This is a genomic window from Pseudomonas sp. 1L-B-1-E-C1 (assembly GCF_057291835.1).
Genome location: NZ_JBXAWN010000002.1, coordinates 542,826 through 563,408, shown reverse-complemented (window position 1 = coordinate 563,408; position 20,583 = coordinate 542,826). Strand labels below are relative to the sequence as shown.

14 protein-coding genes and 2 pseudogenes are annotated in these 20,583 nt (G+C 60.5%); 12 read left to right on the top strand and 4 right to left on the bottom strand.

Annotated elements, in window-relative coordinates:
- Positions 1 to 92 precede the first annotated feature (92 nt).
- Genes AC0Z4S_RS06105 through AC0Z4S_RS06090 form a run of 4 tightly spaced genes read right to left on the bottom strand, consistent with a single transcriptional unit; the run spans position 93 to position 2,921 of the window.
- The gene (locus AC0Z4S_RS06105; RefSeq protein ID WP_485622413.1) at positions 93 to 569 is read right to left on the bottom strand and encodes a hypothetical protein; all 477 of its coding nucleotides are present in this window, start codon (positions 567 to 569) and stop codon (positions 93 to 95) included.
- Positions 566 to 1,072 (bottom strand): Hcp family type VI secretion system effector, encoded by a 507-nt coding sequence (locus tag AC0Z4S_RS06100; protein WP_485622412.1) that lies wholly within the window; start codon positions 1,070 to 1,072, stop codon positions 566 to 568. Before AC0Z4S_RS06100 ends, AC0Z4S_RS06105 begins: the two co-directional genes overlap by 4 nt.
- Entirely contained in the window at positions 1,051 to 1,773 is a 723-nt protein-coding gene (locus AC0Z4S_RS06095) for a hypothetical protein (RefSeq protein WP_485622411.1), read from the bottom strand. The genes AC0Z4S_RS06100 and AC0Z4S_RS06095 overlap by 22 nt, the downstream gene beginning before the upstream one ends.
- Entirely contained in the window at positions 1,773 to 2,921 is a 1,149-nt protein-coding gene (locus tag AC0Z4S_RS06090; RefSeq protein ID WP_485622410.1) for a DUF2515 family protein, read from the bottom strand. Before AC0Z4S_RS06090 ends, AC0Z4S_RS06095 begins: the two co-directional genes overlap by 1 nt.
- 324 nt (positions 2,922 to 3,245) lie before the next feature.
- On the opposite strand from AC0Z4S_RS06090, the gene gcbA reads away from it, so the two are divergent.
- The 12 genes and pseudogenes from gcbA (at position 3,246) to purD (ending at position 20,544) form a co-directional block, all read left to right on the top strand.
- The gene (gene gcbA / locus AC0Z4S_RS06085) at positions 3,246 to 4,916 is read left to right on the top strand and encodes a diguanylate cyclase GcbA (RefSeq protein WP_485622409.1); all 1,671 of its coding nucleotides are present in this window, start codon (positions 3,246 to 3,248) and stop codon (positions 4,914 to 4,916) included.
- Between the two features lie 1,491 nt (positions 4,917 to 6,407).
- A pseudogene (locus tag AC0Z4S_RS06080) lies at positions 6,408 to 6,914 on the top strand (methyl-accepting chemotaxis protein); the annotation flags it as partial.
- Between the two features lie 242 nt (positions 6,915 to 7,156).
- Positions 7,157 to 7,612: a type II 3-dehydroquinate dehydratase gene (gene aroQ / locus AC0Z4S_RS06075; RefSeq protein ID WP_042608903.1), complete on the top strand. Its 456-nt coding sequence runs from the start codon at positions 7,157 to 7,159 to the stop codon at positions 7,610 to 7,612.
- 24 nt (positions 7,613 to 7,636) lie between these two features.
- On the top strand, positions 7,637 to 8,095 hold the full coding sequence (gene accB, locus AC0Z4S_RS06070) for an acetyl-CoA carboxylase biotin carboxyl carrier protein (RefSeq protein ID WP_016771862.1): 459 nt from the start codon (positions 7,637 to 7,639) through the stop codon (positions 8,093 to 8,095).
- Positions 8,096 to 8,112: 17 nt separating this feature from the next.
- Positions 8,113 to 9,468, top strand: a complete 1,356-nt coding sequence (gene accC, locus AC0Z4S_RS06065; protein WP_024011424.1) for an acetyl-CoA carboxylase biotin carboxylase subunit — start codon at positions 8,113 to 8,115, stop codon at positions 9,466 to 9,468.
- 2,522 nt (positions 9,469 to 11,990) lie between these two features.
- Positions 11,991 to 12,083 (top strand): annotated as a pseudogene (locus AC0Z4S_RS06060) (hypothetical protein); the annotation flags it as partial.
- Between the two features lie 1,608 nt (positions 12,084 to 13,691).
- Complete coding sequence (prmA, locus tag AC0Z4S_RS06055; RefSeq protein WP_485622408.1) at positions 13,692 to 14,570, top strand: 50S ribosomal protein L11 methyltransferase; 879 nt, start codon at positions 13,692 to 13,694, stop codon at positions 14,568 to 14,570.
- Positions 14,571 to 14,600: 30 nt separating this feature from the next.
- Positions 14,601 to 15,872 (top strand): DUF3426 domain-containing protein, encoded by a 1,272-nt coding sequence (locus AC0Z4S_RS06050; protein WP_485622407.1) that lies wholly within the window; start codon positions 14,601 to 14,603, stop codon positions 15,870 to 15,872.
- Positions 15,873 to 16,057: 185 nt separating this feature from the next.
- On the top strand, positions 16,058 to 17,068 hold the full coding sequence (gene dusB, locus AC0Z4S_RS06045) for a tRNA dihydrouridine synthase DusB (protein ID WP_041480672.1): 1,011 nt from the start codon (positions 16,058 to 16,060) through the stop codon (positions 17,066 to 17,068).
- Positions 17,065 to 17,385, top strand: a complete 321-nt coding sequence (gene fis / locus AC0Z4S_RS06040) for a DNA-binding transcriptional regulator Fis (RefSeq protein ID WP_002555375.1) — start codon at positions 17,065 to 17,067, stop codon at positions 17,383 to 17,385. The genes dusB and fis overlap by 4 nt, the downstream gene beginning before the upstream one ends.
- 83 nt (positions 17,386 to 17,468) lie before the next feature.
- Positions 17,469 to 19,076, top strand: a complete 1,608-nt coding sequence (gene purH, locus AC0Z4S_RS06035; RefSeq protein WP_095180917.1) for a bifunctional phosphoribosylaminoimidazolecarboxamide formyltransferase/IMP cyclohydrolase — start codon at positions 17,469 to 17,471, stop codon at positions 19,074 to 19,076.
- Between the two features lie 172 nt (positions 19,077 to 19,248).
- Complete coding sequence (purD, locus tag AC0Z4S_RS06030) at positions 19,249 to 20,544, top strand: phosphoribosylamine--glycine ligase (protein WP_253498690.1); 1,296 nt, start codon at positions 19,249 to 19,251, stop codon at positions 20,542 to 20,544.
- Positions 20,545 to 20,583: the final 39 nt, after the last annotated feature.

Below are 20,583 nucleotides of genomic sequence, written 5' to 3'. Positions count from 1 at the left end.
ATACAACAACGTGCCAAGGCCGGGCACCCGCTATCGCGGTACTGGCGCAAAACAAGCGAAGGGGGTCGCGAACGAAAGGATAGACGCAGGTTTCAGACGTTGAAAATGCGCAGCGAAAGCTGCCGCACTTGATCACCGGTAAATAGATGTGCAATGCCTAGGGCGTCGGTTCGGCGCTGACTGGGTATTCCATCGATCGTGGCGATGTAGGCCTGCGCGGGCAACGGCTCGCCGGTCACGCTGTCCACCAGACGAAAGATCCGCGCCGTTCGGGTGGGCTGTTCGGGAGGGTTGCTCATCAGATCGAGCACGGCCTGTTCAAACACCGCTTCGGCGCCCTGCCAGTAGCCATAGTCGGCTTCGGCTTTGATCAGGCACCATTCACCCTGTTTGATCTGCGCCAGGACTTCGCTGTCCAGATTGATCATCAAGCCTGCGCGTAGCTGGTCCAGCCCATCGAGCGACTGCCGCATACTCAACAGACTTGCCACCTGCTCCAGCGCCTCGTCCACGGGACAGACATGCTTGCGCTCGTTATCCGTCAGGCTCAATTCACGGACCAGCCTCACCTGTGTCCCTCGCTTTGCCACTCGTCCGAACCCATCGTCCGGCTGATTTCGTGGCGCCAGTAGATGCGCCGGTAGCTGAAGTGGACTTTCTCCAGCTGCGTAAGGTGCGACGTGGCCGTGTCGAGACAGTTCGGCATCAATAGTTCGCTGCCGACGACCAACGCATCCTCCAGTTCCACCGTGTAGAAGTGCTCCTGCACGCCGCTGGCCGAAGTGCGATAGAACTCCACGCGGCACTCGCTCAGCAACTCGCCGCTGGACAGCGCCATATTCAGCAAGGGTGAAGCCTTGTCGAGGGTTTTGGTGATGATCAAGGGCCTGTGCATCCGCCGCCCGGCGCCCTGGTCCTTGGGGATGTACATGCCATGGCTGAGGGCCTGCACCATGATCTTGTCTTCGCGCCCGCTCTGGTAGGTATTGCCCACCGAGGCTTCAGTGAAAGCGCCGGCGGTGATCAGTCCCTGGCGGCTGCCGTGGATAGTCATGAAGGCTGGGATGGGCATGGGATGGCTCCTTTTTCGGGTAGGGGTGGGAGGAAGTGATGGGATTCGAGGCGGCGATCTTCGATTTCGTCGAAAGGAATCCACGGTTTCGCCACGGCGAGAGTGATGAGGTAGCGCTCCTGATCGAGATGTCTGGAATCTCTGAAGCGTCCTAGAATCAGCATTGCCTGGTATTTGTCGCCGGCCTGCCAAAATGACCGCCCAGAAAGCACTCCTTGTCTGACGTATGCGCGCCATTCGGGGGTGTCCGTAATTGTCGGGTCGCCCTGCGTACCCATAGGTTTCCAGCCTTTTGCGCACCATTGGCTCTGCAGATCGGTAACAACCTTCATGGCGTCGTCGATCAGCAGAGGTTCGATTTGCGGAGACATGCGGATGCTCACGGTCAGATTATTGACGAACGTCACGGTGAAAAACCGAGCCAGCGGCGTCTCGAACCCGTATTGCGGATCAACGAAGCGCAAACGCGCATCCGTCTTCGGAATGCCACCGGAAACAGTCTTGCTACCGCGACCCCACACACTGAACGGAGCGGTCGAATGCGCCTCCATGTACTCGTAGGTTTCGCCGATCCTCAAAGTAATGACCGAATCGCTCCATAGCGGCTGCATCAGTTGCCGTAAAGCGGCCAGTGCAACAGCCACACAAACAATCATCCACACCCAGCGACGTCGACTGATTTGCCGAAGGCGCAAGCTCATCAGCCCTCCTCCCTGAGCGCAATCTCGCGGATTGACTGCGCCAACAACGCCTTGTTGCTGTCGTTGAGCAACAGATCAAAACGACTCGCCGCCCGCAGCACAAACTTCATTCGCTGGTCGATATCGGACAAATCCGCCAGCGGGCTGCTATCAAAATCAATGGTGCGGCCATCATCGACACGCTGGCATTGGCTGGTCAGCGTCAGCTCGATGGCCTGAGCGACGCCGGAAGGGAAGCTGGTGACATAAGAAAAATGATTGCCGCGCAAAAGCGCAACCAGGTGGCTGTTTTCGTAAATGGTCGGCTGGAGAATATTTTGCTGCTCGTGCCACGCCAAATGCTTCACGCTTTCGGCGATTTTCCCGGCCTCTATTGCTTCAAAGGCCACCTCTATCTCGGGATATACATCCCCGAACCTGAGGGTGTCTTGCCCGACCGGCCAAAGCACCGGCCACTTCGCATGCCCTTGAATCTTCTCCCGGTCGCGAAGACATTTCTTAAGCTCCGCCAATCCCCGCACCGCATAAAACTGATGCAACGGATAAACATCCAGAAACAGCGTGGTATTGCCCATCGCCATCATCTCGTAGACATGCCGGAACTGTTGCTCGGCCACCGACAGCTCTTCGCCCGGCACCCGGGCATCCACGACAGACAGCGGATTACGCGCTTGAGCCTGTTGATACTCACGCAGGTCTTCGGCCTGCCCCGGGATCTTTTCCGGCGTGAGCAATCCGGATTCGCGTCGGCTGTCTCGCAGCCGCTGCCGCGCTTCGTATTCCTCGCGGATGCGTTCGATACTCTGTGCCGCATGCAGCAAGCCACAGCCGACCTGCTTGGAGGCAAACGCCGCCAGGCCCGCCCATTGAAAACGTGAGTCGTGCAACCACAACCGGGCATAAGCCGCGTTGATCGCTCGGTTGCGCGCGACCGGATCGGCAATCAGCACGCCGTTCGGGGCAACGATTGCTTCGGCGGCGCGCTGATAGCGCCGCCAGAGGCATTGGCAGGTCAGCACCGGCACCTCTGTCACTTGCACCCGCTCGCCATACAACAACTCTTCGCCGCAGGCGCAGTCGTCGATGGGCGTGATGTTGTGATTGAGGCGCTGGGCATCACTGGCGAGTTCGGTGAAACATGGGCTCATGGCGGATGGACGGCAGCTAGGGGAATCCCTGAACCGTAACAGCCAACCGGGCCGGTGAAAGCACGTAGAAGAAAAATCAGAAAGTGCTGTCAGACGCCGCCTATCAAGGCCGGTGAAATGTCGACAGCGCTGGCAGGATTGTTCGCAAAACCCCAGCATGCGGGCACTTGATCAAAATCAGAGGTAAAAACAAAACCACCCGGTCAGAAACTGAATCGTGTCGTCCAGCAGATTATTGACGTACGACACTCGTCTAAGGGAAAAGAGGTGCTAGCATAGAGCCACCAGTCGATCTCAGCATGCACCCTAACTAGTAGTCAGGATATGACCGAGCCAGAAGACCCCAGCCGTGAGCGTCTCAAGCACCACTTTGCCCAGCGGGTAATTCATCAGGCACGTCAGATTCTTGAGATATGGCAGCGCCTGCAACGCAGTGAGTGGTCCACTGTCGACCTCGCCGAACTGAGCGAGGCGAATCTGCGCCTGCTGCGTTTTGCCGAGCGCTTTGAACAGCCGGAACACACTCAGTTGGCCCATCACATCAGCCAGTCGCTGCAAGCGGTGGATGCCAACCGTGGCCGTCTCAGCAGCGGCCTGATCACCGATCTCAATCGCTTGATGCAGCGTCTGTCGCGCACCGGCCTGCGCCATGGCGACCAGCTCGACCAGACCTTCCTGCCGCCGCTGCGCAAGCCGATCTATGTGATGTTGCAGGACCACGACCGCGCCGAGCGGCTGGCCAAGCAGCTGGAGTTTTTCGGTTTGAGCGCGCAGGCACTGGACAGCGTGGCGGCGTTTCGTTCGTCGATGGTCGAGCGCTTGCCCGCAGCGATTGTCATGGACGTGGATTTCAGTGGCCCCGGCATCGGCCTGAAACTCGCCGCCGAAGCTCAGGTCGGCCTCGAAGAACCGCTGCCGTTGCTGTTTTTCAGCCTGCACGAAACCGACACCCCGACCCGCCTCGCCGCCGTGCGCGCCGGTGGCCAGGAATTCCTCACCGGCACCCTCGAAGCCTCGAGCCTGCTGGAAAAAATCGAAGTGCTGACCTGCACCGCCCAGTACGAGCCTTATAAAGTGCTGATCATCGACGATTCGCGCGCCCAGGCCCTGCACACCGAGCGCCTGCTCAACAGCGCGGGGATTGTCACCCGCACCTTGATCGAGCCGATTCAGGCAATGGCCGAACTGGCGGATTTCCAGCCGGATCTGATCATCCTCGACATGTACATGCCAGCCTGCACCGGCACCGAACTGGCCAAAGTGATCCGCCACAACGACCGCTACGTCAGCGTGCCGATCATTTACCTGTCGGCCGAGGACGATCTGGACAAGCAGCTCGACGCCATGAGCGAGGGCGGCGATGACTTTCTGACCAAGCCGATCAAGCCGCGGCACCTGATCACCACGGTGCGCAACCGCGCCGCGCGGGCGCGCAATCTGAAAGCGCGGATGGTCCGCGACAGCCTCACCGGGCTATACAACCACACGCACATTTTGCAATTGCTCGAAGACTGCTCGTTCCGCGCCCGTCGCGAGAACAAGCCGCTGAGCTTTGCCATGCTCGACATCGATCACTTCAAACGGGTCAACGACAGCCACGGCCACCCGATGGGCGACCGTGTGATCAAGAGCCTGGCGCTGTTTCTCAAGCAGCGCTTGCGCAAGACGGATTTCATCGGCCGTTACGGCGGTGAAGAGTTCGCCATCGTCATGCCTGACACCGATATCGACGCGGCGCATAAAGTCCTCGACGAGATTCGTCAGCGTTTCGCCGAGATCCATTATCCGGCGCAGCCGCAGGACTTGTGGTGCACCTTCAGCGCCGGCGTGGTGGAAATGTGCGATGACTCCGACAGCCTGATGATGGCCAGCCAGGCCGACGAGGCGCTGTACCGCGCCAAAGGCGCCGGGCGCAATCGAGTGCAAACCGCAAGGCAGTCAAAGCAAAGTGCCACTTTTTCATCGGAATCCACTGATTCGGTCATAACCCTGTAATGGAATCGCAATAAATTCAGGCGCTTACCATTTCTGCCGTTGGTAGCCGTCATGCGCCTGAAGTTGCTCACCAATCTCAACACTCTGCTGTTGGTCGCCGTCTGCGTGGCCCTTGGCGCCACGCTGTGGTGGTCGCAAAAAGCCCTTGAACGCCCCTATTTGTTGATGGAGCGCTACCTGGGGCTGTCGCAACAATTTCAGAATGAAGTGGCGCGCAACGTTGAAGACTATCTCGCCAGCGGTGACGCGCTGCGCTTGAGCGCTGCTGCTCAGGCCATCGACAGCGTACAGAAGCAACTGAGCGAACTGCCCCCGGCGCTGGCCGACACCGTGCGGCCAAGTCTGTCGGGCCTTGATGAGTTCAGCAAAACCGACCTGCTCGCCGCCGGCAAACTGGCCGGCGATCCGCAAGCCTTGCTGTTGCAGGCCGAACGCGAACTCAGCGCCAGCCTCGACCAGCTCAACAGCTACGCCAATGGCAATGCCGCCTACTTCGCACCACTGCTCGCCGCGTCGCAGCATCTGGGCAAGTTGTCGCTGGCGCGAGACAAACTGGTCAGCAGCGGGCGCAGTGAACTGGCCGCCGATGTCGAGCGTGAAGTGAGCAACATGCGCGCTCAGGCTCAGGCAATCGATGCCCTGCCCTTGCTCGGTGTGGTCGCCAGCAATCAATCGAGCAGCGACGATTTCGCCGCGCTGATGGGCATCGAGAATACTGATAAAGCCGCTGCCGAGGATGCCGGGGTCGGCCTCAAACGCGAACTGAACAGTTTGCTCGGCCGCTATCCCGCAGAACTGACGCGCACCCGCGAGCAGATTCAGAAACGCGCAGCCCTCAGCGCTGCCACCCACGAAAAAATTGCCAGCGTGCAAAACGCCATCGCCGGCCTCGAACCGGTGGTGCGCGCGCAACACGGGCAGATCCAGGGCGAAGTGCGGCTGATGCAAGGCGTGATGATCGGCCTGATTCTGCTGATCGCCCTGCTGATCGATACGTTGCAACGGCGCCTCGCCCGAACGCTGACTAACCTTGCCCCAGCGCTATCGACCTGGGCCGAAGGCGATTTCAGTCGCGACATTCAACTGGGCAAGACCAACCGCGAACTGCATGACATCGAAGCCTCGCTCAACCGCTTGCGCGCCTATCTGGTGGATCTGGTCGGCACGATTCGCGGCAACGCCGAGCAAGTCGCGGGCAGCAGCCGTACCCTCGCCGAACTGAGCAATGACCTGCACAGCGGCGCCGAACATCAGGCCGGCGATACTGCGCTGATCCGCGATTCGCTCGGCGAACTCGAGGCGACCATTCAGCAAGTGGCCGGCGACGCACGCCAGGCGGCCGATGCCAGCCGTCATGCCGGTCTGGCCGTCGAGCATGGCCAGACTGTGATCGGCCAGAGCCTGACCGGACTGCATGCGCTGGTCGGTGAAGTTCAGAGCAACGCACAGATGATCGAACACCTGGCGGAGGAGTCGGCAACCATCGGCGGCGTGCTGACGGTGATTCGTTCGATTGCGGATCAGACCAACCTGCTCGCGCTGAACGCCGCGATCGAAGCGGCCCGCGCCGGGGAAATGGGCCGTGGTTTTGCCGTGGTCGCCGAAGAAGTGCGCTCGCTGGCACAACGCACCGCCGGAGCGACGGCGGAAATCCAGACACTGATCGCCGGCCTGCAGACCGCCGCCCGGCAATCGGTTGAAGGCATGCGTGCGCAGGTCGAACACGCCGAAGCCACGGCCAGTCAGGCGCAAGCCGCCGACGGTGCGCTGGATAAGATCATCGGCGCGATTCAGACCATCGCCGACACGGCTGTGCGCATCGCCGATGTCACCGCACAGCAGAGTGGCGCGGTCAGCGAGATCCGTGATCACAGCGAGCGCATTCATCAATTGGGTGGGGATAATCTGCTGCGCATTGGCCAGGGTCGTGAACAGGGCGAGAATCTGCTGGTGCTGGGTGGGCGATTGCATACGGCCGTTCAAGCCTTCCGCGTCTGACCGCAACCCCCTGTAGGAGCTGCCGAAGGCTGCGATCTTTTGATTTTGCCTCTCAAGATCAAAAGATCGCAGCCTTCGGCAGCTCCTACAAGGACAGTGACTGAATCCGGTGACTCGGTCACAAATTTCGCGCAAACATCGCCCATCGTGCCGCCTATTGCATGGAACTGGACAGTCACAAAGGCTTTGCGGCATAGTCGCCGGGTTCTGACGACTGCTCATTGATAACAAGGACAACGCAGATGGCGACGCTACTGGTGCTGCACGGCCCCAACCTGAACCTGCTCGGCACCCGGGAACCGGGGACCTATGGGTCGACGACCCTGGCGCAGATCAATCAGGATCTGGAGCGGCGCGCCCGTGAAGCCGGCCATCATCTGCTGCACCTGCAAAGCAACGCCGAGTACGAATTGATCGATCGCATCCACGCTGCGCGCGATGAAGGCGTGGATTTCATTCTGATCAATCCGGCGGCTTTTACGCACACAAGTGTCGCATTACGTGACGCGCTGCTGGGAGTGAGCATCCCATTCATCGAAGTGCATTTGTCCAACGTGCACAAGCGCGAACCTTTCCGCCATCACTCCTACTTCTCCGATGTAGCGGTAGGAGTGATCTGCGGCCTTGGCGCCAGCGGTTACCGACTGGCCCTGGAGGCCGCACTAGAGCAGCTTGAACACCAAGCTATACGCCCCTGACCGACCCTTGGGAGTTGATGATTCATGGATATCCGTAAAGTTAAGAAACTGATCGAATTGCTGGAAGAGTCCGGCATCGACGAGCTCGAGATCAAGGAAGGCGAAGAGTCCGTACGCATCAGCCGCCACAGCAAGACCCCGGCGCAGCAGTACTACGCGCCAGCCCCGATGCAGGCTCCGGCCGCGGCCCCTGCTGCCGCGCCAGTCGCCGCCGCTGCTCCGGCTGCCGCTGCTGCACCTGCGCTGAACGGCACCGTTGCCCGTTCGCCGATGGTCGGCACCTTCTATCGTAAGTCTTCGCCAACCTCGCCAGCCTTCGTTGAAGTCGGCCAGACCGTGAAGAAAGGCGACACCCTGTGCATCGTCGAAGCCATGAAGATGATGAACCACATCGAAGCTGAAACCAGCGGTGTGATCGAATCCATCCTCGTCGAAGACGGCCAGCCGGTTGAGTACGACCAACCGCTGTTCACCATCGTTTGAACCGCGGAGAGCCTTTGATGACTGCGAAGTTGGAAAAAGTTCTGATCGCTAACCGCGGTGAGATCGCCCTGCGGATTCTGCGTGCCTGCAAAGAAATGGGCATCAAGACCGTCGCCGTTTACTCCAAGGCCGACAAAGAGCTGATGCACCTGGGTCTGGCAGACGAATCCGTCTGCATCGGCCCAGCGTCCGCCGCTCAGTCTTACCTGCACATCCCGGCCATCATCGCTGCCGCTGAAGTGACCGGCGCTACCGCCATTCACCCAGGCTACGGTTTCCTCGCGGAAAACGCCGATTTTGCCGAGCAGGTCGAGAACTCCGGCTTCGCCTTCATCGGCCCTAAAGCCGACACCATCCGCCTGATGGGCGACAAGGTATCGGCCAAGCACGCGATGATTGAAGCAGGCGTACCCACTGTTCCAGGTTCCGACGGCCCGCTGCCGGAAGACGAAGAAACGGCGCTGCGCATCGGTCGTGAAGTCGGCTACCCGGTGATCATCAAGGCCGCCGGTGGCGGTGGTGGTCGCGGCATGCGCGTGGTGCACAAGGAAGAAGACCTGATCGCCTCGGCGAAACTGACCCGCTCCGAAGCAGGCGCGGCGTTCGGCAACCCGATGGTCTATCTGGAAAAATTCCTTACCAACCCGCGCCACGTCGAAGTGCAGGTCCTGTCCGACGGCCAGGGCCACGCCATCCACCTGGGCGACCGCGACTGCTCGCTGCAGCGTCGTCACCAGAAGGTTCTCGAAGAAGCACCGGCACCGGGCATCGACGAGAAAGCGCGCCAGGAAGTATTGGCCCGCTGCGTCAAGGCGTGCATCGACATCGGCTACCGTGGCGCCGGCACCTTCGAGTTCCTCTACGAGAACGGTCGTTTCTACTTCATCGAAATGAACACCCGTGTTCAGGTGGAGCACCCGGTTTCGGAGATGGTCACCGGTATCGACATCGTCAAGGAGATGCTCAGCATCGCCGCTGGCAACAAGCTGTCGTTCACTCAGGATGACGTTGTCATCCGCGGTCACTCGCTGGAGTGCCGGATCAACGCTGAAGATCCGAAGACCTTCATGCCGAGCCCGGGCACCGTCAAGCATTTCCATGCTCCAGGTGGTAACGGCGTTCGCGTCGACTCGCACCTGTACAGCGGTTATGCCGTGCCACCGAACTACGACTCGCTGATCGGCAAGCTGATCACCTACGGCGCAACCCGCGACGAAGCCATGGCACGCATGCGCAATGCCCTGGACGAAATCGTGGTCGACGGGATCAAGACCAACATCCCGCTGCACCGTGATCTGGTTCGTGACGAAGGCTTCTGCAAAGGCGGTGTGAACATTCACTACCTCGAGCACAAGCTGGCCAAACAGTCGTAAGGCTGAAGCGCTGTGAACAAGAAACCCGATCCCTGCGGATCGGGTTTTTTTATGCGTGCAACAAACGTATCAGTTCAGCAACACCATCGAAAAGGCCTGCTCTTGAATCATTTCGGTGGTGGCCCGACGGCCAGCCTGATCAACCACAATGCCTGCTGAATTTTCATACAACGGTTTGCTGCGCACACGCTGCATGAAGCTTGAAGCGCGCTTCGATACCGCGTCGGTGGCATGACTCGCTCGCTGCAATATCGGTGTGTAAAAGCGTTCGACCTGACTGGAAGAGGTCTTGAACACCGTCGAAACACCATTCTTGAGATTCAACGTCACGGCGTAGTTATTTCCCAGACAGGAAGAATACGACCAGTAATCCCATGTCGGCCGCAGGCCCTGCTGGCGCAACACACTCCTGACCGGCCCGCCGATATCGGCCCCCGTCAGCCAGTCACCACCCACCAAAGTGGCACGAATTTCCTTGGCAGAGCCGCCCAGGCGCGCGATCACATCCTTGACTGTGCGCTCGACCAACGAACGGATGTTGTGATCGAAATGGATGATTGCGCCGACCTTCGTCAGCGGGTTGTACATCGACGCAATCACGCAGGTCTGCGCGTTCAGCGAAAAAAGATAATTGTCCCTCGACCCGGCAACAAACTTTGCTACCACCGCCTCGCCCTGCATCGCGCCACGGTTGAGCACCGGCTCGACACGACCGGGAAACGCGCTGCGCAGATTGCTCACTTGACCAAGATTGCGCACCTGGTCACTGCCACCTCGCAATCCAACGCGGTCATGCGTCCACTTGCCGCTCGCGGTCAACCGTATGGGCCGCTGATAAATGGCCGCCGGGCGCCGAGCGTCAATCAGACAAAGCCCACCGAAATGTGGACTTTCCCTGACCTGGTAATACCTGCCCTTGCTGCGGATGAAATAGGCCGGTTGAGGCTGCACAGCACTGGCCGGACTGCGCCAGGTGCCAAAAAAGACGCCCTCTTCGGTTACTTTCTGCAAATTCTCCGGCGTCTTGCCAACTGCCTGCCTGGCGTGAAAACGCACTTCGCGAATCGCCGGCAGCGTTTCCTTGCGCATCGGCGCCACGGTTTTGAGGGGTTCAGCCAACAATGAAACCGGCCTGGTCGTGTGCTTCAGACTTCTGATCGTGCTCCCGAGCAATTTGAGCGTACTTCGAGCGCCGACCACGGCAAACAGCGCGCCCCATGCGGCCTCCAGCCAGTGGCCGAGCGCGCCATCGACATCGCCTTCCAGATGCGCCTCGATAGCCTGGCCGGCGCTGACGGCGATGAACACGACATCCAGCAGTAAGGCAAAGGGCGGAAACACCATACAAAACGGCGCAGCCCCGAACGTCAGCCCCTTGACCACCTGGCGCTCGATCATCTCCGCGCGGCTGGTGGTGATGTCCTCCACATCCGTGACAGTGCGTTCGATGCAGGCGTTGAACTCGCTGCGCGCGTCGCTCACTCGCTGCGCTTCGTACAGCGTATCGACGCGTTGATTCCTTGCCGCTATCGCATGCAAGGAGCGCGAAACGGTTTTGCGCGCAGCAACCCCGGTCCGTGCCATCAGGTAGTCATGCAGCGTGCCGGCGATGTCGCCGAACAGTGTCTGATACGAGCGCAATGTCAGGTTGTCGGGAGCATCCGGCGTGTACAGCCACCAAGAGAGCTCGGGGTCAGAACAAACAAATACGTACACCCCGAGCACGACATGACCACGCACGGTAAACCTGAACACGCCATCGCTGGCAACCACACTGGCCCCCGGCAAACGCGCGCCCGGCATTGGCAATTGGCTCAACAGCGAAACCTGCCGGACCAGGGAAAAATACACCGGGTCACTTAACCGCGCCTGACTTCTGGCAACGCGCAAATCACGATCCATTTTCGATAACAGTACGTTTCGATAGGCGAATCGACGCGGCTCGTAGGCAGGGTCGCGGGAATCGAGATACCTGCCGCGGATCTCGCTGGCATACTTTTCCCCCAGCCAGGCCCGGCGCAGATACAAGGCCAGATCGGCACTGCGCACCTGGCTCAAATCCTGGCCAACTGACGAGCGCACGCCTTTTTCCGGATGGTCGATTCCGGCGTTGTCGTCGTAGCCGTAGATCGCCAGGTCAAGCAGGCTGGCTACCGACTGTCGCTTGCGATCAACAATGCCTGGGTTGTAGTCGATCAGCACGGTGGCTGGATCGACCGCCTCCTGGACATTCTTGCTGCGCATATAGGGTGCGATCGCTGCGGCAACCGTGCGTCTGGCGAAGTCGACGAACACTTCGAAACCGCCCAACAGCTCATTGAAGACCTGCTGATGCACCACCAGCTCCTGATTCAGACTGCTGACGCGCCGGCGTTCATCCGGGGCCAGCGTTGAGTACCAGCGCAGCGAGTGGTCCTCCTCCAACTGCTGCAGATTTTTCGCCAGGCCCATTTTTACAGCCGCGGCGACGCATTCATCGAATGCCATGGCAGCACGCCGAAGGTCACTGCTCATACCCCAGAGGGCGGGGCTTGCGGCCACGGCGAAAAGATATTCCCGCGCCGTGCGATGGGCGGTCGGCGCCAGTTGCTGCAAAAGATATTCGCGACCGGATTCACTCTGCGTCCAGCCCCACAGCTCCCCGGTCAACGCGGCCAGTGAAGGCAAACGCACCCACTCCTGGCCGTCTGGCTTATTGGGCGCGTACAGCACGAGGTCATCCACCGCTTGCGCAGTGCTCTCACGGTAAAACACCATGAGATCTGCGCACTGCATGCCATTGGGCAGCGCTAGCGCAGCGACCCGCAACGGTTTGTCGAGAAGATCTCCCGCCCAGGTCTGTTCGAGACGGTCATGGTCATCCACCGCCAAATGTCCCGCGCAACGCGCAATAAATGCACTTTGCTTCAGCTGCACGGTGAACCAGTCGATCAACGCCTTCTGCAGCTCCTCGCGCTCATACAGCCCGACCAGGACTTGCAGGTAGTCAGCCGGATAGTCCTGCTGCGCCAGCATGTCGGCAACGAATGCCGGCTCCACAAGCTGGTTACGCCGCGCAGGACCACTGGTGACTTCCAGCACGGCAGCGAAATCCTGACCGATCGGCCCCGCCGCCAGCAATTCGCTCAGACTGCGGTTCTGCGTCGGCTCGCCGACCGCCGAATGCCATCTCAAGCGTACGTCGATCCGGTCCGGCTCCACCTCCATGTCGAGCTTGAGCTGGATGTATTCGATGGCTTGTTGACGGGCATAGGCACGCAACGAACCATACCCTTGCAGCAGATCATCGAGCGCTGCCCGGGCCAGTGCGGTCTGTTGCTGATACTCGCGCAACATGGCGCGATCCCTTTGGTTCAGGACCCGCAGCCAATGCGGCAATTGTGCGAATGACTGCGCCTGGAGAATTTTCTTTTCCGGATCGGTTGCCAGCGCGGTCAACCGATAACGGCGAGCGCCTCGGTCCTGGATCTTTTCGATTTGCCCGCGCAGTCGATCCAGCGTCAGCCCCGCGAGCCGGTCCGCCTGGAACAACGCGTCGATGTCGTCGATGTAGCGCTGCAGCTTGCGCACGACCAGGCGATCGAACGCAGCCTCCTCGCCCTTTGTGGCCCAATGCTCGCGCAGATACTTCTGGTACTGGTCAAGGAAGTGCGCTGAAACGGTATCCACCGTCTGGATCACCGCTTTACGGCGGCTGACCGGCAACCCCGGATCGGCACCCCCCGGAAAACGGTAGGGCGCGTCCTGAATGGCCAGATACATCAGCGTCTTGCCGTCGATGAGTTTCTGCAGAATGGCATTGAGCAAGGCCAGCACAAACCCAGGATCGATATTGCCGACAGGGTAGTGACTGCGCAGTTCAGTCAACGCGAAGTCTTCCATGGCCTCCAGCAAAGACATCTGGCTGCTCAGGCGTTTTTCGATCAACGCCTGCCAACGCGTGATCCGCAGCAGAATGGCCTGCGTCGTGCCTGTGGAGTCAGCGGCTGCCGGTGGTATCTCTTCTACAATCCCTTGTTGATCCGCCATATCGTCCAGCCCGTTGTCGCATAGAAATGAGCTTTCACTCTATTTGTCGTCAAACGCACTCTGGCCATACATATATATCTCGCAGGTGCGAATGTGTAACAGCAAACCGGCGTGTCCACTTTGTCGGCGACCTGGCGTAAACTGCGCGCTTTTGCAGCTTCGGGCTGCTCCACAGATTTTCAAAGGTGCCCGCCATGCCCTGGCTGCAAGTCCGTCTCGCCATCACCCCGGAACAAGCCGAAACCTACGAGGATGCATTTCTCGAAGTCGGCGCCGTGTCGGTGACTTTCATGGACGCCGAAGACCAGCCGATCTTCGAACCGGAGCTCAACACCACGCCGCTGTGGTCACACACGCACTTGCTGGCGCTGTTCGAAGGCGGCACCGAACCGGAGCCGGTGCTGGCGCATCTGGAACTGCTGACCGGCAGTCCGTTGCCCGAGCACCACAGCGAAGTCATCGAAGACCAGGACTGGGAACGCAGCTGGATGGACGGGTTCGAGCCGATGCGTTTCGGCCAGCGCCTGTGGATCGTGCCGAGCTGGCACGCCGCACCCGAGCCTGACGCAGTCAATCTGCTGCTGGACCCGGGCCTGGCGTTCGGCACCGGCACCCACCCGACCACCGCGCTGTGCCTGGAATGGCTCGACGGCCAGGATCTGAAAGATTGCAACGTGCTCGACTTCGGCTGTGGCTCGGGGATTCTGGCGATTGCCGCTCTGTTGCTCGGCGCCAGGGAAGCCGTGGGCACCGACATCGACGTGCAGGCGCTGGAAGCCTCGCGCGACAACGCCGGGCGCAACAACATTGCCGATGAGCTGTTCCCGCTGTATCTGCCTGAGGATCTGCCGCAGGTTCAGGCCGACGTGCTGGTGGCCAATATTCTCGCCGGCCCGCTGGTGTCCCTGGCGCCGCAATTGTCCAGCCTGGTCAAGACCGGCGGGCGCCTGGCACTGTCGGGCATCCTCGCCGAACAGGGCGAGGAAGTCGCGGCGGCTTATGCGCAGGACTTCGAGCTCGACCCGATCGCCAATCGCGATGGCTGGGTGCGCATCACCGGGCGTCGGCGCTAAAATGACCGCTTGCCTGAACCGGATCGCCGCATGACCGACAGTTTCGTCACCCAGTGCCCGCATTGCCAGACCAGCTTCCGCGTCAACCATGCGCAGTTGAGCGTGGCGCGCGGCGTGGTTCGTTGCGGCTCCTGCCTGCAAGTGTTCAATGCTGCCAAGCAGCTGCTCGAACAACATGCCGGCAAGGACACGGTGACGCCGGTCGCGTCGCCACTGCCTGAAGCTCCAACATCAGTCAGCGCTGCACCGAGCACCGATGACACGCCTGCACCGCGCGCCATCAGTCAAAAACAGTGGAGCGCGTCCGAACTGGATCTGGACAGCCTCGATCTGGACGAAGAACTCGCCCGCCTCGAACAGCGCGAAATCCAGCTGGTTGCCGATTTCGGGCGTACACGCGAAGAATCCCTGAGCGCGCGGCGCGACAGCCCGGAAGCGGACGAAGGGACATGGCCCGACAGCCTGTTCAGCGAACCCGCCGATGAGCGCAGCGCGGCGCCGGATGTCGAGCCAGATATAGAGCCGTATATCGAGGGCGTCGAAACCCTCGAGCCCGAGCGCACCGAACCTTCGTTGTCGCTGGAACCGGTGGATCTGGACGACGAGCCGCCGATCCCGCAATTGCGCCTGCATGACCCGATCGACCCCAACGCCCGCCGCGAACGCCTGTCGGCCAGCGACGATAACGATGACGACGATCTGCCATTGATCACTTCGCCGCGCAAAAAGCGCGAACGGGCCGAGCCCGGGGTTCGCGCCGAGGTGCTGCAGGACCTGACCGACGATCCGCTGCAACTGGACTGGCAGCAACGTCGCTCGCCCTGGGGCCGGCGCCTGCTCTGGCTGGTGCTGGTGGTGTTGGCGGCCGGCGGCCTTGCCGCTCAGTACGTTGCCTATCACTTCGAGGAACTGGCGCGGCAGGATCAATACCGACCGTGGTTCCAGCAGATCTGCCCGCAGATCGGCTGCACCGTGCCGTCGAAAGTCGATATCGGCAAAATCAAGAGCAGCAACCTGGTGGTGCGCAGCCATCCGGAATTCAGCGGAGCGCTGGTGGTCGATGCGATCATTTATAACCGTGCGACGTTTTCCCAGCCGTTTCCGCTGCTCGAGTTGCGTTTTGCCGATCTCAATGGTCACCTGATCGCCAGTCGTCGCTTCAAACCCGGCGAGTACCTGAGCGGCGATCTCGAAGGCCTCGCGGAAATGCCGCCGCAAACCCCGATCCACATCGCCCTGGATATTCTCGACCCGGGGCCGAAAGCGGTGAATTACAGCCTCAACTTCCATTCGCCGGAATGAACCGCTTCAGCGTTTTCCGATTGACGGCATTTTTCTGACTGGATGGCGGCCAACCAAACCGTTGGCGATAACAGAATAACTGTTCAGATTTTGTTCAATTCAGCCTTTAACCAGTCATCGAGAGCGGGTATCATGCCCACCCTTTTTCGAACTCTCATGATCCGGCCCCACTTCAGGGAAGTCCTATGTCGGCGGTACGCATCGGCCCATATACATTGCAGAACGGTTTGATTCTCGCCCCGATGGCGGGCGTCACCGACCAGCCCTTTCGTCAGCTGTGCAAGCGTCTGGGCGCAGGGCTTGTAGTCTCGGAAATGGTCACCAGCGACATGAGCCTGTGGAACACCCGCAAGTCGCGCATGCGCATGATCCACGAAGGCGATCCCGAGCCACGCTCGGTGCAGATTGCCGGTGGCGACGCGCAGATGCTGGCCGATGCGGCACGGGCCAACGTCGAGCTGGGCGCACAGATTATCGATATCAACATGGGCTGTCCGGCGAAGAAGGTCTGCAACAAGGCCGCTGGCTCCGCGTTGCTGAAAGACGAAGCACTGGTGACCGAGATCCTGCAGGCCGTAGTGGCCGCGGTTGATGTACCGGTCACCCTGAAGATCCGCACCGGTTGGGATCGCGAGAACAAGAACGGTCTGAACGTGGCGAAGATCGCCGAACAGGCCGGGATCACAGCGCTGGCCGTACATGGCCGTACGCGCGCCGATCTGTACACAGGGGAAGCCGAGTACGACACGATTGCCGCGATCAAGCAGGCCGTGTCGATCCCGGTGTTTGCCAATGGCGATATCGATTCGCCGGAAAAGGCCCGATACGTGCTTGATGCGACCGGTGCCGACGGCCTGCTGATAGGCCGCGCCGCTCAAGGGCGGCCATGGATTTTTCGCGAGATCGAACACTTCCTGCGCACCGGCGAGAAATTGCCCGCGCCGGAACTGAGCGAAGTGGAACGCATCCTGCTGGAGCATCTGGCTGCCCTTCACGCCTTCTATGGCGACGTGATGGGCGTGCGCATTGCCCGCAAGCATGTGGGCTGGTATCTCGCAACCTTGCCGGGCGCCAGGGAGTTTCGCGCCCGTTTCAATCGTTTGGATGGTACGGAAACACAATGCGCCGACGTTCGGGAGTTCTTCGCCGAGCGTTACAAGAGCCTGACAGGGGACGAAGAAGGGGTGGCCGCATGACGATGATGACCGAGACTTTAGTGAGTGGAACAACACCCGTGAGCGACAACGTGAATTTGAAACAGCACCTCAACACGCCGAGCGAAGAAGGCCAGACCCTTCGCGGGAGTGTCGAGAAGGCGCTGCACAATTATTTCGCCCACCTTGAGGGCGCGTCCGTCACGGATGTGTACAACCTGGTGCTGTCCGAAGTCGAGGCGCCCCTGCTCGAAAGCGTGATGAACTACGTCAAGGGCAACCAGACCAAGGCCAGTGAGCTGCTGGGACTGAACCGCGGCACGCTGCGCAAGAAACTCAAGCAGTACGATCTGCTGTAAGCATTCAATCAAACCAGAAAGGCGCCCGCGTAAAAAACGGTCGCCTTTTTTGCTGACTTCCTTTGCTTTTGATGGAAATTGAGATGACCGACCAGACTACCCGCCTGCCGATCCGCCGCGCCTTGATCAGCGTTTCCGACAAGACCGGGATCCTCGAATTCGCCAAGGAGCTCGAAGCTCTGGGCGTCGAGATCCTCTCCACCGGCGGAACGTTCAAGCTGCTGCGTGACAACGGCGTTGCCGCAGTGGAAGTCGCGGATTACACCGGTTTCGCCGAGATGATGGACGGTCGGGTAAAAACCCTGCACCCGAAAATCCACGGCGGCATCCTCGGTCGTCGCGGTACTGACGATGCGATCATGAACGAGCACGGCATCAAGCCGATCGATCTGGTGGCGGTCAACCTGTACCCGTTCGAAGCTACTATCAACAAGCCAGGCTGCGATCTGCCGACCGCCATCGAGAACATCGACATCGGCGGGCCGACCATGGTCCGTTCGGCAGCGAAGAATCATAAAGACGTAGCGATCGTAGTGAATGCCAGCGATTACGCCAACGTCCTGGAAAACCTCAAGGCCGGCGGCCTGACCTACGCTCAGCGTTTCGACCTGATGCTCAAGGCCTTCGAACACACCGCCGCCTACGACGGCATGATCGCCAATTACATGGGCACTGTTAACCAGGCCGCTGAAACCCTGAGCACTGAAGGTCGCAGCGAATTTCCGCGTACCTTCAACAGCCAGTTCATCAAGGCCCAGGAAATGCGCTACGGCGAGAACCCGCACCAGAGCGCGGCGTTCTACGTTGAAGCCAGGCCTGCCGAAGTCGGCATCGCCACCGCCACCCAGCTGCAAGGCAAAGAACTGTCGTACAACAACGTGGCCGACACCGACGCCGCGCTGGAATGCGTGAAGAGCTTCGTCAAACCAGCCTGCGTGATCGTCAAGCACGCCAACCCGTGCGGCGTGGCGGTCAGCCCGGACGCTGAAGGCGGCATCCGTCAGGCTTACGAACTGGCCTACGCCACCGATACCGAGTCGGCGTTCGGCGGCATCATCGCCTTCAACCGTGAACTGGATGCCGAGACCGCCAAAGCGATCGTCGAGCGCCAGTTCGTTGAAGTGATCATCGCGCCATCGGTCAGCGAAGAAGCCCGTGCCATTGTTGCCGCGAAAGCCAACGTACGCCTGCTGGCCTGCGGCGAGTGGTCGGCTGAGCGCGCCGCTGCCTGGGATTACAAGCGTGTCAACGGTGGCCTGCTGGTGCAGAGCCGCGACATCGGCATGATCAGTGCCGATGACCTGAAAGTGGTGACCAAGCGCGCGCCGACCGAACAGGAAATCCACGACCTGATCTTCGCCTGGAAAGTCGCCAAATACGTCAAGTCCAACGCCATCGTCTATGCGAAGAACCGCCAGACCATCGGCGTCGGCGCAGGCCAGATGAGCCGCGTCAACTCGGCACGCATCGCCGCGATCAAGGCTGAACATGCCGGCCTGCAGGTCGCCGGTTCGGTGATGGCATCGGACGCGTTCTTCCCGTTCCGCGACGGCCTCGACAACGCGGCGAAGGTTGGTATCACTGCGGTGATCCAGCCGGGCGGCTCGATGCGTGACAACGAAGTGATTGCTGCTGCTGATGAAGCCGGCATCGCAATGGTATTCACCGGCATGCGCCACTTCCGTCACTGATTCCGCTCCCTCTGGATGCAGGCTCTGTGTAGGAGCTGACGAGTGAAACGAGGCTGCGATCTTTTGATCCTGTTTTTATATAGCAAGATCAAAAGATCGCAGCCTTCGGCAGCTCCTACAGGGTCCGAGCACAGAGGTTTGGCAGCGCCCCACAGAATTTGAGGTTTTTGAAATGAATGTTTTGATCATTGGCAGCGGTGGCCGTGAACACGCCCTGGCCTGGAAAGTGGCTCAGGATCCGCGTGTGCAGAAGGTTTTCGTTGCACCGGGCAATGCTGGCACCGCCATTGAAGCCAAGTGCGAAAACGTCGCCATCGACGTCTTGGCCCTCGAGCAACTGGCCGACTTCGCCGAGAAAAACGTTGCCCTGACCATCGTCGGCCCGGAAGTGCCGCTGGTGGCTGGCGTGGTCGATCTGTTCCGCTCCCGTGGCCTGGACTGCTTTGGTCCGACCGCCGGCGCTGCGCAACTGGAAGGTTCGAAAGCCTTCACCAAGGATTTCCTCGCCCGTCACAAGATTCCGACCGCCGATTACCAGAATTTCACCGAGATCGAGCCGGCCCTGGCTTATCTGCGTGAAAAAGGCGCGCCGATCGTGATCAAGGCCGATGGCCTCGCTGCCGGCAAAGGCGTGATCGTCGCCATGACCCTCGCCGAAGCTGAAGACGCGGTGCGTGACATGCTCGCCGGTAACTCGTTTGGCGACGCCGGTTCGCGCGTGGTGATCGAAGAGTTCCTCGACGGCGAAGAAGCTTCGTTCATCGTCATGGTCGACGGCAAGAACGTCCTGCCGATGGCGACCAGCCAGGACCATAAACGCGTCGGCGACGGCGACAGCGGCCCGAACACCGGCGGCATGGGTGCCTACTCCCCTGCCCCGGTGGTCACCGCCGACGTGCATCAGCGCGTGATGGACCAGGTGATCTGGCCGACCGTGCGCGGCATGGCCGACGAAGGCAACGTCTACACGGGTTTCCTCTATGCCGGTCTGATGATCGACAAGGCCGGTAATCCGAAGGTCATCGAGTTCAACTGCCGCTTTGGCGATCCGGAAACCCAACCGGTGATGCTGCGTCTGCAATCGAGCCTGGTGCTGCTGGTCGAAGCCGCGCTGGCGCAAGCGCTGGACAAGGTTGAAGCGCAGTGGGATCCGCGCCCGAGCGTCGGCATCGTGCTGGCCGCTGGCGGTTACCCGGGCGACTATGCCAAGGGCGCAGCGATCAACGGTCTGGACGCCGCAGCAGGTCTGGAAGGCAAAGTCTTCCACGCCGGCACCGCGCTGAAGGACGGTCAGGTGGTTACCGCCGGTGGTCGCGTGCTGTGCGCCACGGCCATGGGCGCAACCGTCGGTGAAGCTCAGCAGCAAGCCTACCAGCTTGCTGCGGCCATCGACTGGGAAGGCTGCTTCTACCGCAAGGACATTGGCTATCGCGCCATTGCCCGTGAACGCGGCGAAACCCAGGAGTAAGCGATCCATCAAGCCCGGCGCGGGATGTGATTCCTCGCC

What these genes read in the sequence shown, in the direction of transcription:
- AC0Z4S_RS06100 (WP_485622412.1), bottom strand. Translation starts at nt 1,072, where the DNA reads ATGCCCATCCCAGCCTTCATGACTATCCACGGCAGCCGCCAGGGACTG.
- AC0Z4S_RS06095 (WP_485622411.1), bottom strand. Translation starts at nt 1,773, where the DNA reads ATGAGCTTGCGCCTTCGGCAAATCAGTCGACGTCGCTGGGTGTGGATG.
- AC0Z4S_RS06090 (WP_485622410.1), bottom strand. Translation starts at nt 2,921, where the DNA reads ATGAGCCCATGTTTCACCGAACTCGCCAGTGATGCCCAGCGCCTCAAT.
- gcbA (WP_485622409.1), top strand. Translation starts at nt 3,246, where the DNA reads ATGACCGAGCCAGAAGACCCCAGCCGTGAGCGTCTCAAGCACCACTTT.
- aroQ (WP_042608903.1), top strand. Translation starts at nt 7,157, where the DNA reads ATGGCGACGCTACTGGTGCTGCACGGCCCCAACCTGAACCTGCTCGGC.
- accB (WP_016771862.1), top strand. Translation starts at nt 7,637, where the DNA reads ATGGATATCCGTAAAGTTAAGAAACTGATCGAATTGCTGGAAGAGTCC.
- accC (WP_024011424.1), top strand. Translation starts at nt 8,113, where the DNA reads ATGACTGCGAAGTTGGAAAAAGTTCTGATCGCTAACCGCGGTGAGATC.
- prmA (WP_485622408.1), top strand. Translation starts at nt 13,692, where the DNA reads ATGCCCTGGCTGCAAGTCCGTCTCGCCATCACCCCGGAACAAGCCGAA.
- AC0Z4S_RS06050 (WP_485622407.1), top strand. Translation starts at nt 14,601, where the DNA reads ATGACCGACAGTTTCGTCACCCAGTGCCCGCATTGCCAGACCAGCTTC.
- dusB (WP_041480672.1), top strand. Translation starts at nt 16,058, where the DNA reads ATGTCGGCGGTACGCATCGGCCCATATACATTGCAGAACGGTTTGATT.
- fis (WP_002555375.1), top strand. Translation starts at nt 17,065, where the DNA reads ATGACGATGATGACCGAGACTTTAGTGAGTGGAACAACACCCGTGAGC.
- purH (WP_095180917.1), top strand. Translation starts at nt 17,469, where the DNA reads ATGACCGACCAGACTACCCGCCTGCCGATCCGCCGCGCCTTGATCAGC.
- purD (WP_253498690.1), top strand. Translation starts at nt 19,249, where the DNA reads ATGAATGTTTTGATCATTGGCAGCGGTGGCCGTGAACACGCCCTGGCC.